Source organism: Pseudomonas sp. QC2 (assembly GCF_002859085.1).
GTDB lineage: Bacteria > Pseudomonadota > Gammaproteobacteria > Pseudomonadales > Pseudomonadaceae > Aquipseudomonas > Aquipseudomonas petroselini.
The window spans coordinates 42899-56651 of record NZ_PKKS01000014.1 but is presented as its reverse complement, the minus strand read 5'-3'; the positions used below and the strand labels follow the sequence as shown (position 1 = coordinate 56651).

Sequence of the window (13753 nt, the reverse complement as noted above, 5' to 3'; positions counted from 1 at the left end):
CTTCTGCCGCCCAGCTCGGCAAGGACACCCCATGTTCGCTATGAAACTCACCCTGATTGTACTGGGCGCTTTGCTGTACCTGGTCGCAACCGGTAGCTGGTTCATTTGGATCGGCCCTGACCTGGTTGGCACCGGCACAACAGAGTCGCTGCTCTACGCATTCGCCGGCACCTGCGCCTGGCTGCTGATCACCTTCGGCCTGGCAGTTCACATCATCAAGACAGCGCGGCCCACGGCTGGCGCAAGGAGAGAGCCATGAACAGAGCAGAGAATATCGATCGCTTCCTGCGCCTAGATGAAGTGCTTCATACGACCGGCCTGGGGCGGAATACCGTTTATCGTCGGATCAGGGAGGGCACATTCCCAAAACAGGTTAGAATAGGCCCCAACTCGGTCGCCTGGCGCCAGTCGGCAATCGCTGAATGGATGACCTCAATTACGCCCAGCAACGACCAATCAGTACATTGATCAGTACACCAAAACCTGACAATCGCACAGACCCCTTTAAAACCCTGCCCTACAGGTTATACCGTGGAAATCTTCAAGGAATTTACATTCGAATCCGCCCACCGCCTGCCCCACGTACCGGAAGGCCATAAATGCGGGCGCCTGCACGGGCATTCGTTCAAGGTGGCGATCCACCTGAGCGGCGACCTCGATCCCCATACCGGCTGGATTCGCGACTTCTCGGAGATCAAGGCGATTTTCAAACCGCTCTATGAACGTCTCGACCACAACTACCTCAATGACATCCCAGGCCTGGAAAACCCGACCAGCGAAGTGCTGGCCAAGTGGATCTGGAATGAGCTGAAACCCCTGCTGCCTGAGCTCAGTGCGATTCGCATCCACGAGACTTGCACCAGCGGTTGCATCTATCGCGGCGAGTAAGCGATTGCGCGTTGAAGAACCACCTGCGGGTGGTTTTTTTACGTCTGCCACCCCAATGTAAAGCACCCTTGATACGGCAATAATCCAAACCTAATGTAAAGCACCCTTTACTTGTGGAGAGGGTCATGTCGGTCAAACGCTTTCTGGTGGAATTCGCGGTGATAATGCTGGCGTACATGCTGTGCGTCGTCATTTCCAGCGCCTATGTGTCGTCCATGTCCGACGGCGCCGCAAAAATCGCCTTGGCCTTGCTGCCAGTGATTCCGATGATCGCGATGGCGGTTACGATCATCCGCCGGCTGAACGCCATGGATGAAATGGGCCGCAAGATCCAGTTGGACGCGCTGGCCGTGGCGTTTGTGTGCACGGCGCTCACGACCTTCAGCTACGGCTTCCTGGAAACTGCCGGCTTCCCACGCTTGTCGGCCTTTATGGTGTGGCCGATCATGGGTGGCGTCTGGTGCGTGGCCACGATCATCGGCACAAGGCGCTACCCATGAATAACCTGATGCGTCAGTTACGCTCGGAACTGGGCTGGTCCCAGGCCGACCTTGCCGAGCGCCTTGGCGTATCGCGCCAGACCATCAATGCCATCGAGACCGGCCGCTACGACCCAAGCTTGCCGTTGGCGTTCAAGATTGCCAAGGTGTTCGAACGGCCTATCGAAGGGATCTTCGAAGCGCCGACAGATTGATCGACTGTCCAAAGGAGCACATTGCAATGATGCGCCTCGCCACTGCTGCTGATGTCGCTGCCATCGAGGCTATCGTCCAGGCGGCCTACTCGCCGTACATCGAACGGATCGGCCGCAAGCCAGGGCCGATGCTGGAGGATTATCACCAACACGTGAAAGCCGGAGGCGTACACGTGCTGGAAAATGCCGGGCGGGTTCAGGGTTTTATCATCCTGCTGGATGCTGATGGCGCACTGCTGCTGGATAATCTGGCCGTCGCCCCGGATGCCCAGGGCCTGGGCCTCGGGCGGTTGCTGATGGATTTTGCCGAGCAACAGGCGCTCGCCGCAGGCTTCGCCGCCATCCGCCTGTACACAAATGAAACCATGGCCGAGAACATCAGGCTGTACACGCGCCGTGGCTATGTCGAAACCCACCGGGCTGAAGAACATGGCCTGCACCGCGTATACATGACCAAACAACTCCAGGAGTAACCCATGGAAAACACCTGGCTGGCCCAAGCCAAACGCTTGCAGGCGTTGGCGTCCACGGGGCTGCACTTTTGCACCGATGATTTCGAGCGCGAGCGCCTGGAAGAAATTGCCGCGATTGCCCACAGCATGCTCGCGCAATTGGGCAATGTGCCCTTGGAGCGCATCACCGGGTTAGTCACCGACTTTGCCCAGCGCTATTCGACACCGATGATCGACGTACGGGGTGCAATCATCGAGGACGACCGAATTCTGCTGGTGCGCGAGTTGACCGATGGCTGCTGGGCGTTGCCAGGCGGTTATGCCGATATCGGTTTGTCGGCGGCCGAAAACATCGTCAAGGAGATTCGCGAGGAAGCCGGGTTGACGGTCACCGCGCGGGCGCTGTACAGCGTCACGCACAAGGCCAAGGGCTTGTATCGTGCGGACGTGCGGGACTTCTACAAGCTGTACTTCCTGTGTGAACCGGTGGATCAGTGCGCACCGATGGCGGGGTTCGAGACTACCGAAGTGGGCTTTTTCCGCCTCGATGCGCTGCCGCCGCTGTCCCGTGGGCGCACCATCGAGAGTGATCTGGAGGCGGCATTCGCCTTTCATCGCGGCGAGACGACCTACACGCTGTTCGACTGATCCAATTTGTATCACCGCTGCACCGCTTTCGTGCCCGACTGGGCACGGCGTACAACCCTTCCTGCGTTTATCCCATGTTTGGCTATAAATAGTGTGCACGATGCACAGCGTCGACCGTGCGCCTGTCACTGCCGCCGGTTTGGCACGCACGGTGCAGTAGGCCTGCGTCACTCATTCAGGGAGCAAGGCACATGACGCAGCAAGAACCGGGCAATGATTACCCCCTCAGCGAAGTCCCGATGCATGCGCGCAAAGGCCTGGCGTCGACCGCCATGGTGCTGCTGGGCTTTACGTTTTTTACCGCGACCATGTTTGCCGGCGGCAAGCTGGGGGTGGCGTTCAGCTTTATCGACATGCTCGGCGTCGTGGCCCTGGGTAACCTGTTGTTGGGTATCTACGCCGCAGGCCTGGGTTACATCGCGTTCAAGAGCGGGCTGAATTCGGTGCTGATGGGCCGCTTCTGCTTCGGCGAACTGGGCAGCAAGCTCAGCGACTTGATCCTCGGTTTTACCCAAATCGGCTGGTACGCCTGGGGTACCGCCACGGCTGCGGTGGTGCTGGGCAAGTATTTCGAACTGAGCCAGGGCAGCGTGCTGGCGTTGATGGTGCTGTTTGGCCTGGTGTTTTGCGCCACGGCCTATATTGGTTATCGCGGGCTGGAGATTCTGTCCTACATCGCGGTGCCGGCGATGGGCATCCTGCTGTGTCTGTCGATGTGGGTGGCGACCGTGAAAGTCGGCGGGCTGGAGGGGTTGTTGGCGGTGGTGCCGAGCGGTGCATTGGACTTGTCCACGGCAATCACTCTGGTGTTCGGCACCTTTGTCAGCGGCGCGACCCAGGCCACCAATTGGACGCGCTTTTCGCGTTCGGCCAAGGTGGCGGTGCTGGCCAGCCTGATCGGTTTCTTTATCGGCAACGGCTTGATGGTGCTGATCGGCGCCTACGGTGCGATCGTCTATCAACAACCGGATGTGGTCGAAGTGTTACTGCTGCAGGGCTTTGCCATGGCGGCGATGGCCATGTTGCTGCTCAACATCTGGAGCACCCAGGACAACACCATTTATAACTTCGCGGTGGCCGGCTGCAACCTGCTGCGCACTAAGCGGCGCAAGACCGTGACCCTGGCCGGCGCGGTGATCGGCACCCTGCTGGCGTTGCTTGGCATGTACGACCTGCTGGTGCCTTACTTGATCCTGCTGGGCACGGTGATCCCACCGATTGGCGGGGTGATCATGGCGGACTTCTTCTACCGTTACCGCGGCCACTATCCGCGCCTGGCCGACGCTCGCCTGCCGGCGTTCAACTGGCCTGGGCTGGTAGCGTATGCGGTGGGCACGGTGCTGGCCTTCAGTTCGCCCTGGGTCGCGCCGTTGGTGGGCATCGTTGCTGCGTCGTTGACCTACATCGTGCTCACCGCCGTACTCCGGGTGCGCGCGCCGCTGGCTGACGCCCGCGCATGAGCCTGACCCTTGCCGATGTACTGGCCCTGCCGGGCTTGGAATCAATGCGCCTGCGGGCCGGCGCCGTTGGCCTGGATAATACCGTGCGCTGGCCCTATGTCGCGGAGAACAGCGGGATTGCCGAATGGGTCTTGGGCGGCGAGCTGGTGTTCGTGACCGGGATCAATCACCCACGGGATGAAGCCAACTTGCTGCAATTGCTGGATGAAGCCTGTCAGCGCCAAGTGGCTGGGTTGGTGATACTCACGGGGCCGGCATATATCCAGGCGATTCCCCCGCATTTGCTGGAGGCTGCCGAAGCCGCCGGCATGCCACTGATCGAACAGCCCTATTCGCTGAAAATGGTGCTGGTGACCCAGGCCATTGGCTCGGCGCTGATCCAGTCCGAGCAATTGGGGCGCTCGCGGCACGATGTGTTGGAGCGCTTGCTGACCGGCGATTACCAATCCCTGGATTTGCTGCTGCACCGTGCAGTGCAGTTGGGCCTGTCGCTGGCCGGGCACTGGCAGGTTGTGCAACTGCAATTGGAAGGCAGCGAATGGCTGTTTGCCCAGGGCGATGCCGCCTATGTAGAGGCGCAACTGGCGCGGCAACATGACGCTATCAGTCGGCGTTTGCGTCAGGTGTCTGCCGGGTTGCCGGTACTCGGACGGGCCGGGCAATGGACACTGCTGCTGCCGGCGCCGGACGCTGTCGCCGCCCTGGCCAACCGCCAGCAATTGGCCAACTGGCTCAACCCGCTGAACCTGCGCCTGGCGCCGCTCAAACTGTTTATCGGCCTCAGCGCCGCCGCGCACCCACCGGTACGCCTGGCCCAGGCGCAGGATGAAGCGCGCCAGGCGTTGGCCGCTGCGCGGCGTTTCAGCGAGCGGGCCGGGCTCTGCATGTACGACGAACTGGGCGTGCTCAAACTGCTCAGCGGTGTGCGTGATCGCGCCCTGCTCGACCAATTCCTGAATGAACGCCTCGGCCCATTACTGCGCCACGACGTGCACCATGGCCCCAGCCTGATGCCGACCCTGGAAGCCTGGTTTCACGAGAATGGTAACCTTGTGGCCGCCGCCCAACGGCTGGCCGTGCACCGCAATACCCTGACACACCGTGTCCAGCGCATCGAAGCCCTGTGCGGCCTGACGCTGGATAACGCTTATGACCGCCTGGACATTGGCATTGCGCTGATGATCTGGCGGCTGTCTGCCTGATTGTTTTTAGCCAAGAGGAACTTGCCCATGCACATCATCAACGCCCGCCTGCGCAACCGTGAAGGCCTGCATGATCTGCACCTGGAACATGGCCGGATCGCCAGCATCACCCCCCAATCGGGTACAACGACTGCCGCAGCCGACGACTTGGACGCCGCCGGCAACCTGGTGATTCCGCCCTTCGTCGAACCCCATATCCACCTCGACGCCACACTGACCGCAGGCGAGCCGCGCTGGAACATGAGCGGCACCCTGTTCGAAGGCATCGAATGCTGGGGCGAACGCAAGGCCACCATCACCCAGGCAGACACCAAGACCCGCGCCAAAAAGACGATCCAGGCCCTGGCCGCCCACGGCATCCAACACGTGCGCACCCACGTCGACGTCACCGACCCGGACCTCACGGCGCTCAAGGCCATGCTGGAAGTGCGCCAGGAAAGTACGCACCTGATCGACCTGCAGATCGTCGCGTTCCCCCAGGAAGGCATCGAGTCATACCGCAACGGTCGCGAACTGATGGAAGAAGCCATTCGCCTCGGCGCCGATGTAATCGGCGGCATCCCTCACTTTGAGTACACCCGTGACCAGGGCGTGAGTTCGGTGAAGTTCCTGATGGACCTGGCCGAACGCACCGGCTGCCTGGTGGACGTGCACTGCGACGAAACCGACGACCCGCATTCACGCTTTCTCGAAGTGCTGGCCGAAGAAGCCCGCAGCCGTGACATGGGCGCTCGCGTTACCGCCAGCCACACCACCGCCATGGGCTCCTATGACAATGCCTACTGCGCCAAGCTCTTCCGCCTGTTGGGGCACTCCGGTATCAGCTTCGTTTCCTGCCCCACCGAGAGCATTCACCTGCAAGGTCGCTTCGATACGTTCCCGAAACGCCGTGGCGTCACTCGGGTCAACGAACTGCTGGAGGCCGGCATGAACGTGTGCTTCGGCCAAGACTCCATCGTCGATCCCTGGTACCCCTTGGGCAACGGCAACATCCTGCGGGTGCTGGAAGCCGGTTTGCACATCTGCCACATGCTTGGCTACCGCAACCTGCAAAGCGCGCTGGACCTGGTGACCGACAACAGCGCCAAAGCCATGGCCCTGGGCGAACGATACGGCCTGGAGCCTGGGCGGCCAGCCAACCTGCTGATCCTTTCGGCGGACAGCGACTACGAGGTCATCCGTAGCCAGGGCCTGCCGCTTTACTCGATCCGCAACGGCAAGGTCTTGATGAAACGTCAGCCGGCGCAGGTGGAGTTTGTGTAAAGGCTCTGTTCAGGCAATCGAGTCGATATCCAGTGTTTGCGCCCTCCCCCATTCGCCAGGCATGGCGGGAGGGATACTGGCGACCTGGGCCAGCTCGCGGTTTTCACGGTGGCTGAACCAGCGCCTGAGGCTCGGTTGCAAGCTGGCGCTGTGGGCTTGACTGCCGTAGACATCACGGGCTTCCAAACGGCGCCAGCGCAGGGTCGCAAGGCGCTCACGACTGGTGTGCAAGCGGTCGATCTCGGCGTTCAAGGCTTCGTTGTGCTCATAGCCCCGATCGTTGGCGGGCTTCAGGCGGACCAGTTCGCGGCGTCTGTTGCGCAGTTGCTGGCGCATGGTTTCGAGTGCGTGATCGAGCCGTTCAAATTCTCTCGGTGTGACCAAGGGCCCGCTACTTTCCTGGGTTTGTTGCCACCGACGTAGCGTCGCCCAGGCGGCTGGGATATAGCTGGCGGTCATGAAGTGCTGATTGGCCTGAAACAGCTGTTTCAGCAGATTGTCACGGTCAGGCATGTCACCGTGGAGTTGCAACGCTCGGTTGCAGCCGGCTTCCTGGATGGACTCACAACCAGGTTTCCACAACACTGAAGAATGCGTGCCATCTGCGAGCATGATCGGCATGAAGTGTTGCTGTTCGCCATGGTGCTGGTAGGGATTGCCACCGAAACGTACCAGGCCGGCGGCAAACAGCAGCCCACCGGACGCGGGGGCGCTGAAGAGCGTGACGGCGCCGGGGATCCAGAGTTTGGCGGTGGTGTTCATCCACGGAGCCGGGACGCTGGGGACCGGATCGTTGTGGTTGACGATGCGGTGGTGGACCAGGCTTGAGGCACCGAGGGTGAATTCGGAGTCGGCGGCGCGCGGGGCACCGTAGGTGTAGAGGAGGATGTTGTAGTTCCCCTCCGGCGCTCGGCGCAGGCCTTCTGCCAAGAGCAAAGCGATTGCGCCACCCAGGCTGTGGCCGCAGATGATTATTCGTTGGCCGGTGTGAAACTGAGTGAGGTAATGCAGCACGAAATCACGCATCGCCCGATAAGCCTGATAAAACCCTTCGTGCGCCTTGCCGATACCCTCGGCGAAAGCCACCTGATGAGCGTCTGCATCCCGTAGCCCATCTGCAGCGCTGGCAGTACCTCGTACCGCAATCAGGATCACCTCATCGTGATGACTGATAAATGCCTGCGTGTCAGTACCAAATTCTTCATCATCAAAAAAATGCAAACTCGCGGGGTGCTCCTGCTTCTCCGCCAATTCCGGTCGGTTTTGGGGGTACAGCGTGGGATCGAAAGGCAAAATCTCGAAGCGCCGGGAATACGGGACCTCTTCGTAGAGCGGATAGAACCGTTGCTGTTGGTCTGCATCGACTCGCCAGGCTTCGTGATAACCCGAGAGCTTTTCAGCAAAAAAATGACCGACGCTTGGGTCGAAGGGGAATCGAACTGCGTCCCGAGGCCGTTGAGGTGGCTCCTGGCCGAAATTGCAATAACTCAAGCTGGCCATCAACGCCAGCTGATACAGGTTCAAGGCACAGAAGCTGTCTTCGGTTGAAAGCATCGGACGCAACGCTCGCAGTGGCCGAACCTCCAGGACGGTATGGATGTTGGGAAATAATACGATCCCCGCCAAGGTCGATTGGGGCGGCCCGAAGCCAAGGTCCGCCAGCATCTTTAACGCGTGCCGCTGGGGTTGATGAGTTCGCTGCGCAACCGGTGGCAAGTGGGCGACATGACGGACCAAGTCGCGAACTTCAACTTGATAAAACCGACTCGTTGTTGGTTGAGCCGGATCACCCTCGGTACGCCGACCGTCGGAGCGAGCAAATCGAGTGTGTTCCGCCCGAATTTGAAGCTCGGTGATAGGGAGCTTGTAAGCTCGGCGCGACATCAGTTGCTGATACAACGGCTCCGTTCCTGAATACAGGTCGTCAAAAACAAGGGCCACAGGCCCACAGTAAATATCTTTGAGTGTGGCGAATCCGTTTCCGTCCAGCCTGCCTTTGTATTCTTGCCCCGCGCTATCGTGAAGGGTGTAAGGCAATCCACCGTAGGCCGTCCCAACGCCGAGTTCATCTGCCAGGCAAAAACTCACCCAATGCCCGCGCAATGGACAAGCCGGCTTGTTATCACTGAAAAAAGGTTGCTTCCGTGCGTCCAACATCATGAGTTTGCTCCTTGTTACTTGCACGATGGGTAGACATCACAGATGCGACCATCGGGCATTTTTATAGGCTTAAAGTCGGTGGTATTACCGTTGCAAAACGCGTACAGGTCTTCAAAGCTGCTACCTTTACAACGCTTCCATCCGCCAGGTACTGCCACCCAGGTACCGTCAAAATACGGTTCTTCCTCGTCAATTAAAGTCAGCGTCACCCTGAGTGTCTTTCCCGGCAACTGATCCCGCTGCACCACGTGTCCTGATCCCTGTCCGTGTGGGTGACGGGCCACCTCAAAAGCCTTGCATGAAAGAACCTTGATGATCGCGTGTTGCGGCCCCGCCGTCCGAAACAACCACTGACATTGCTTGTGCAATTCCTGAACGCCCGAATCTGGCATCCCAGGTATATCGGCGTTCGAGGGATCTGTGATTGAGAAACCTGCCAGGTCTCCCCCGACGTCTGAATATCGGGTCCCCCACTTCGCATACGTTCTAAAATCCACACTGCGCAAAACCGTAGGGCACCCTTCAATGATCTCCGTCAGCGGTAGCTCAAAACTCACGCGTTCAGCCACCGGTTTGTAACGCGCAATAAAGATTTTCCTCTCGGGCCTTTTGCCTCGACGTCTCGGCAACGTGCACGTTTCCCCAGTCGCGGGACCATAGTTGGCGCCGCCGATGAAGCGAAACTCCGCCGGCAAATCCACCTCCAACGTAAACCGTTCAACCGGTTTGCTCACGCACCCCGCCAGCCCTATCATCGCCAGCACAATCAACACGCCCCACCTTCGCCTAGCCATTTTTTCCTCCCATCAATTCCCACTGGGCTGCCACCCGTTCAAAATGCTCTCCCGGTGACTCCCCAACCCGCGGCCCCCACTGAACGAACGTGCCCCGTGTGGCCTCTTCCAACCGTCGTACCACCAGAAACTCCAGTTGCTCGGGCCTTCGCCACTGCCAGGTGCGAGCCTGCTCCAATACCTGCGCCAGCCAGATTCTCGGGTCCTGGAATTCCGCTAACACGACCAGGTCTTCACTGTGCTCGGTCAACAGGTAACGCAGGATATTGGCCTGCAGGATGGCTTCAGCGTTCGGGTTGGGGGTGTTCAGCCAAAGCGCGGGGTTGGGCACCGGATGTTCACCGGGGGCCGGGTTGTCAGCCGTGCGCCAGCGCCCTTCGTGCCAGTAGCAAACGCTGAACAACGGGCCGAGGAATTGCGGCCAATGTTCCACGAGCAGATAGGCCAGTGCGCGTGCCAGGGCGCGGTTGTCGTGAAAGCGGTACATCGATTGCGCACCTTCCGGGCCCACCAGCAGCCTGTCACGCCAGTGCCGAGTCACGACGTCCAGGTCCTCGCTTGGCAGGCTGCCCAGCCAGCCCCAGTTGTTCTCGGGCTGCTGCAAAAGGCCGAGCAATGCAGGCTCGTTCATCTGCTCCAGCAACAGAATCACTGGGCCTTGCCCCGCCAGTTCCGCCAAGTCGGTCTCGGCGTAGAGGCTGCGATACTGTGAAACATCGCGCATCGCCAGCAGTGGCTGACAGGCTTCATGCTGCCCCTCAAGGATCAAACACAACCGATGTCCTGCCTGATGCTGTTGATCCATCCATTGGCCTGGCATGTTCTGCATCAAGCAGCCCTCCCCGGCAGATCACACAGGCCTTCGCGGCAGCGCTCGCACACAGGGCAGTAGTCGGCCCCCAGTTGGCTGGCCAGGTTCATGAGGGTGCCTTGCACCACGGAGATCGCTGGCCTGTCGGCCGCCGCTAACGCATTCGCCGCTCGGGTCACGGAGGGTGAACCGCCCAGGGTGATGGGCCGACTGCTGAAGATGCCCCCCGCCTGGATGACCAGGTGCTCGCCGCCCGCCTTGAGGCTCAGTTGCGCCCCGGCATCGATCACCAGGCTGGCACCGGACTTGAGGTGAAGCTGCTGCCCCGCTTCGACGAACAAAGTCTGGCCAACATAGGTCCGGCTATCGCCGTGTACCTCGAGGTGATCGCTGGCCTTGAGTACGACGCTGCGATCACCCGTGACCTGGCGATGCTCCTCGCTGCCCAGGTGAGTGGTGCTCATACCCTGGATGACTTCCCGGCGTTCGCCCGCCACCTCCAACCGGCTGTCATGGCCGACCTGCTGCTCCAGGTCCCGCTGTGCGCGAAGATAAATCAACTCCTCGCCGCGGCGGTCCTCCAGGTACAGCTCATTGGCGCCCGCGCCGCCGAGGGAACTGCAGCTGCGCAAGACACTGCGGGTCTTGTGCTGCGGGAGGGGATAGGCCGACCTGTGCGACGCATTCGGCAGGCAACCGTTGATCAACGGTTGGTCCGGGTCCCCTTCCAGGAAGGTCACCAGCACCTCCATGCCCACACGCGGAATCAGCGTTGCACCGAACCCGTCACCGGCCCATCCGGACGCAACCCGGACCCAGCAACTGCTTGTATCATCTGACGTATTCAGGCGGTCCCAGTGAAAGCGCACCTTCACCCGGCCATAAGCGTCGCAATGCACCTCCTCTCCGGGCGGCCCGGTCACAGTTGCGGTCTGGCTGCCATGGATGCTCGGCTTGGGATGTTTGAGGGGGGGTCGATGTACCGCTTGCCAAGGGGTCGCCGTGAAGCGATTGCGATACCCCAGGAACCGGTCAGTCGGGGGCGCAGCCTCCTCCAGCACCTGCGGTTGATAGCCCTCGTGACGCACCGAAGTGATGAGCCACAAATCGTTGCATGACGGGTCGGGGTGATCGCGTAATTCAAGAAAATGTCCACTGCGCAGCGCGGGTTGATCACTCCTGCCCAATGCCCGAAGACGGTCACGTTGGTGACGCTCCAGCCCCCGCCGCGCCAAGCGCTTACCCCGGACATGGCCGCTGAATCCTGCTGGGTAGTGATAATCCTCAAGAGGATGCGTCGGAGCAGAACCGGCGGTGTCCTGCAGAAGCAACGAAGGGTGTTCGAAATCATGATCGCGGCGCACCGTCGCCTGGCTGCGTGTGCCCAAACGCACCTCGAAACGCTGGATAACCTGCGTTTCGGCCTGCGGCCCGCCAGCCGGGCAATAGCGCTGCACCGGCAAGCGGCGAAACACCGTCTGGTCGTCACCGAACACCAACAGATGAGCGTCCGTGCTGTGACGAAAATGATAGTGAATGCCCTCCTCTTCACACAGCCGCTGGATGAAGTGCAGGTCACTTTCCGCGTACTGCACACAGAACGTGCGCGGCGGATAAACCACGGGGCCCAGCTCGAACACGTAGGCGTCCGCCAGAATGCCATGCTGTTCGAGGACGGCGGCGATGATCTGCGGCACGCTGCGCCGCTGGAAAATCCGCTGGTCGCGCCGATGCGCAAGATAGGCCAGCCGAGGTGCCAGGGTCAGGTGGTAGCGCGTGGTGCGCTGACCTGGGTCATCTCGGCCAATCGCGTAGATATGCCCATGCAGGCCTTCGTTCGCGTCGCCGAAATCCAGGTAGGCGGGTTGGTGGAGCAACGTCTCCAGCGCTAGGGAGGGGTTTTCACTCACGACCTGTACGTGGATGAAAAACGCTTGATCAAGGACCTCGCTGCCGTTGAATGCCAGCACTTGGAAGTCGGTATTTATGCGTGGAAGAATAAGTTTGAAACGTGACGAAATAAACGCGTTAACCATCCGTTGTTGCCCGCCGCTAATGAATGACCGCCCTGAAATACTCTCTCTCGCTAAAGAATAAGTGACCGAGAAAAAAGCGCCTGAACGCCTCAAAGCTTAGCGATTACGGGGAAGAATCGACCGCGAAAAAATAAAAAAGAAGTTTCGTACGAAGAAGTTGGAAGTGTCTTTTACCAAATGAAAAAACGAGGCAATGCGCCACTTCTTAGTCATAAGAAATGCCCTACATTAAAGTTCGTCACGATAACTAACTAACAGAGAAACAGCCGACGCCAAATCACAGCGTCAGCCGTTAAGAAACCTCACCCTTGCAGCCGCGCTGCACCGAACAGACTGACGCTCAGCAACGTCTTGTCCTGAGTGTGCAAGCGCACCGGCGCAATGCCACCAGGCATGACCACGGCAATATCACCGCTCTCAACCCAGCCTGCACGCCATGCCGCGCATGCCACGGCACTGGCGCTGGTTCCGGAAGACGCAGTGGGCCCCTCTCCGCGTTCGAACACCCGCGCGATGAGTCGATTGCGGGACTCTCGCGCCGCCCATTGCAGGTTGACCCCAGCCGCACAGGGTTGCCCACCGCCTGCGGGAGGTGCAAAGGCAATCGCCTTCAAGGCTTCGAACAGGGCGGGCTGCTGCATTTGTGCGTTGTCGGGCAATGCCGACACCCGCTCGACCAACGTCACACAATGGGGGTTGCCCACCCGTACAAATTGACTCGTGGCCCACTGAGGGTTGATCGCCGTCAGCTCACTGATGTGGCTCAGTTCGGCCCCCTCCAGAAAGGCTTGATCAACCCCTTGGGCCCCCACCGCCGAGGGTCCGAACGTGGGCAACCCCAGTTCAAGCCAGAACCCCGCAACGTCCTCACGAACGGACGGTTCCACCCGAGTGGCGACGGGCGATACCGCATCCGTTTTGTCGTGGTGTACGCGCAATTCACAGGCGTCAGTCATCAGGGCCTGTTCGGTCAGCGCCTGGGCAAAAATCGTCAAGCCATTGCCGCTGCGCTCGGCCAAAGAGCCATCCGTGTTAACGATCAACAGGTCAAACGGCGGCTCGGCCTGGAACGGCCCGACCAACAAACCATCACAGCGATGCGCCTTGGCATCAGCCGGGCGTGGTATCGCGCCCCAGCCGCATTCGGAAGCGACGGCCGATGCCGTCCAACGGCTGCGAGTACGCGCGGCCAACGCCGCGCTGTCGGGCACCTCAATGCCCTTGTTTCTTAACAAGGCTGGGCTGACCACGCCATAGATGTTGCCGCGAGCATCGTAGAACAGGGTCATAGCGTGGTTTGCCTGAACAGCTTCATCGGTTCGTCCGTTTGGTTGCCTGCACACTC

At 60.3% G+C, this 13753-nt stretch carries 15 protein-coding genes; 10 read left to right on the top strand and 5 right to left on the bottom strand.

All coding sequences use genetic code 11. From position 1 onward, the window contains the following. Positions 1–31 precede the first annotated feature (31 nt). The 10 genes from QCBJ_RS13275 (at position 32) to codA (ending at position 6607) form a co-directional block, all read left to right on the top strand. On the top strand, positions 32–259 hold the full coding sequence (locus QCBJ_RS13275; RefSeq protein ID WP_102060984.1) for a hypothetical protein: 228 nt from the start codon (positions 32–34) through the stop codon (positions 257–259). Next, positions 256–468, top strand: a complete 213-nt coding sequence (locus QCBJ_RS13270; RefSeq protein WP_044483140.1) for an AlpA family transcriptional regulator — start codon at positions 256–258, stop codon at positions 466–468. Before QCBJ_RS13275 ends, QCBJ_RS13270 begins: the two co-directional genes overlap by 4 nt. 63 nt (positions 469–531) lie before the next feature. Next, the gene (gene queD, locus QCBJ_RS13265) at positions 532–888 is read left to right on the top strand and encodes a 6-carboxytetrahydropterin synthase QueD (RefSeq protein WP_003190259.1); all 357 of its coding nucleotides are present in this window, start codon (positions 532–534) and stop codon (positions 886–888) included. 125 nt (positions 889–1013) lie between these two features. Then, positions 1014–1388, top strand: coding sequence for a hypothetical protein (locus tag QCBJ_RS13260; RefSeq protein ID WP_102060983.1), 375 nt, complete (start codon positions 1014–1016; stop codon positions 1386–1388). Continuing rightward, on the top strand, positions 1385–1582 hold the full coding sequence (locus QCBJ_RS13255; protein ID WP_012723357.1) for a helix-turn-helix transcriptional regulator: 198 nt from the start codon (positions 1385–1387) through the stop codon (positions 1580–1582). The genes QCBJ_RS13260 and QCBJ_RS13255 overlap by 4 nt, the downstream gene beginning before the upstream one ends. A 26-nt stretch (positions 1583–1608) precedes the next feature. Next, positions 1609–2055, top strand: coding sequence for a GNAT family N-acetyltransferase (locus tag QCBJ_RS13250; RefSeq protein ID WP_102060982.1), 447 nt, complete (start codon positions 1609–1611; stop codon positions 2053–2055). A gap of 3 nt (positions 2056–2058) precedes the next feature. Next, positions 2059–2682 (top strand): NUDIX hydrolase, encoded by a 624-nt coding sequence (locus QCBJ_RS13245; protein WP_102060981.1) that lies wholly within the window; start codon positions 2059–2061, stop codon positions 2680–2682. 191 nt (positions 2683–2873) lie between these two features. Further along, positions 2874–4142, top strand: coding sequence for a cytosine permease (codB, locus tag QCBJ_RS13240; RefSeq protein ID WP_093544994.1), 1269 nt, complete (start codon positions 2874–2876; stop codon positions 4140–4142). Beyond that, on the top strand, positions 4139–5344 hold the full coding sequence (locus QCBJ_RS13235) for a PucR family transcriptional regulator (RefSeq protein ID WP_102060980.1): 1206 nt from the start codon (positions 4139–4141) through the stop codon (positions 5342–5344). The genes codB and QCBJ_RS13235 overlap by 4 nt, the downstream gene beginning before the upstream one ends. A 27-nt stretch (positions 5345–5371) precedes the next feature. Then, positions 5372–6607 carry a cytosine deaminase gene (gene codA / locus QCBJ_RS13230; RefSeq protein ID WP_046036762.1) on the top strand — a complete coding sequence of 412 codons (1236 nt, stop codon included), beginning with the start codon at positions 5372–5374 and terminating at the stop codon, positions 6605–6607. 9 nt (positions 6608–6616) lie between these two features. On the opposite strand, the gene QCBJ_RS13225 is transcribed toward codA, so the two are convergent. The 5 genes from QCBJ_RS13225 to QCBJ_RS13205 all read right to left on the bottom strand — a co-directional run bounded on the left by QCBJ_RS13225 (position 6617) and on the right by QCBJ_RS13205 (position 13697). Beyond that, the gene (locus tag QCBJ_RS13225; protein WP_102060979.1) at positions 6617–8767 is read right to left on the bottom strand and encodes a lipase family protein; all 2151 of its coding nucleotides are present in this window, start codon (positions 8765–8767) and stop codon (positions 6617–6619) included. A 14-nt stretch (positions 8768–8781) separates the two neighbouring features. Beyond that, complete coding sequence (locus tag QCBJ_RS13220; protein WP_012723350.1) at positions 8782–9561, bottom strand: hypothetical protein; 780 nt, start codon at positions 9559–9561, stop codon at positions 8782–8784. Continuing rightward, positions 9554–10390 carry a DUF4123 domain-containing protein gene (locus tag QCBJ_RS13215; protein WP_102060978.1) on the bottom strand — a complete coding sequence of 279 codons (837 nt, stop codon included), beginning with the start codon at positions 10388–10390 and terminating at the stop codon, positions 9554–9556. The genes QCBJ_RS13220 and QCBJ_RS13215 overlap by 8 nt, the downstream gene beginning before the upstream one ends. Then, positions 10390–12408, bottom strand: a complete 2019-nt coding sequence (tssI, locus tag QCBJ_RS13210; protein ID WP_102060977.1) for a type VI secretion system tip protein TssI/VgrG — start codon at positions 12406–12408, stop codon at positions 10390–10392. Before tssI ends, QCBJ_RS13215 begins: the two co-directional genes overlap by 1 nt. 302 nt (positions 12409–12710) lie before the next feature. Beyond that, the gene (locus tag QCBJ_RS13205) at positions 12711–13697 is read right to left on the bottom strand and encodes a DeoR family transcriptional regulator (protein ID WP_043205125.1); all 987 of its coding nucleotides are present in this window, start codon (positions 13695–13697) and stop codon (positions 12711–12713) included. Positions 13698–13753: the final 56 nt, after the last annotated feature.

Excerpts from the sequence above, each read along its gene's own strand:
- codB (WP_093544994.1), top strand. The coding sequence starts at position 2,874 with ATGACGCAGCAAGAACCGGGCAATGATTACCCCCTCAGCGAAGTCCCG.
- tssI (WP_102060977.1), bottom strand. The coding sequence starts at position 12,408 with ATGGTTAACGCGTTTATTTCGTCACGTTTCAAACTTATTCTTCCACGC.
- QCBJ_RS13225 (WP_102060979.1), bottom strand. The coding sequence starts at position 8,767 with ATGATGTTGGACGCACGGAAGCAACCTTTTTTCAGTGATAACAAGCCG.
- QCBJ_RS13255 (WP_012723357.1), top strand. The coding sequence starts at position 1,385 with ATGAATAACCTGATGCGTCAGTTACGCTCGGAACTGGGCTGGTCCCAG.
- QCBJ_RS13245 (WP_102060981.1), top strand. The coding sequence starts at position 2,059 with ATGGAAAACACCTGGCTGGCCCAAGCCAAACGCTTGCAGGCGTTGGCG.
- codA (WP_046036762.1), top strand. The coding sequence starts at position 5,372 with ATGCACATCATCAACGCCCGCCTGCGCAACCGTGAAGGCCTGCATGAT.
- QCBJ_RS13220 (WP_012723350.1), bottom strand. The coding sequence starts at position 9,561 with ATGGCTAGGCGAAGGTGGGGCGTGTTGATTGTGCTGGCGATGATAGGG.
- QCBJ_RS13275 (WP_102060984.1), top strand. The coding sequence starts at position 32 with ATGTTCGCTATGAAACTCACCCTGATTGTACTGGGCGCTTTGCTGTAC.
- QCBJ_RS13250 (WP_102060982.1), top strand. The coding sequence starts at position 1,609 with ATGATGCGCCTCGCCACTGCTGCTGATGTCGCTGCCATCGAGGCTATC.
- QCBJ_RS13235 (WP_102060980.1), top strand. The coding sequence starts at position 4,139 with ATGAGCCTGACCCTTGCCGATGTACTGGCCCTGCCGGGCTTGGAATCA.
- QCBJ_RS13215 (WP_102060978.1), bottom strand. The coding sequence starts at position 10,390 with ATGCAGAACATGCCAGGCCAATGGATGGATCAACAGCATCAGGCAGGA.
- QCBJ_RS13260 (WP_102060983.1), top strand. The coding sequence starts at position 1,014 with ATGTCGGTCAAACGCTTTCTGGTGGAATTCGCGGTGATAATGCTGGCG.
- QCBJ_RS13205 (WP_043205125.1), bottom strand. The coding sequence starts at position 13,697 with ATGACCCTGTTCTACGATGCTCGCGGCAACATCTATGGCGTGGTCAGC.
- QCBJ_RS13270 (WP_044483140.1), top strand. The coding sequence starts at position 256 with ATGAACAGAGCAGAGAATATCGATCGCTTCCTGCGCCTAGATGAAGTG.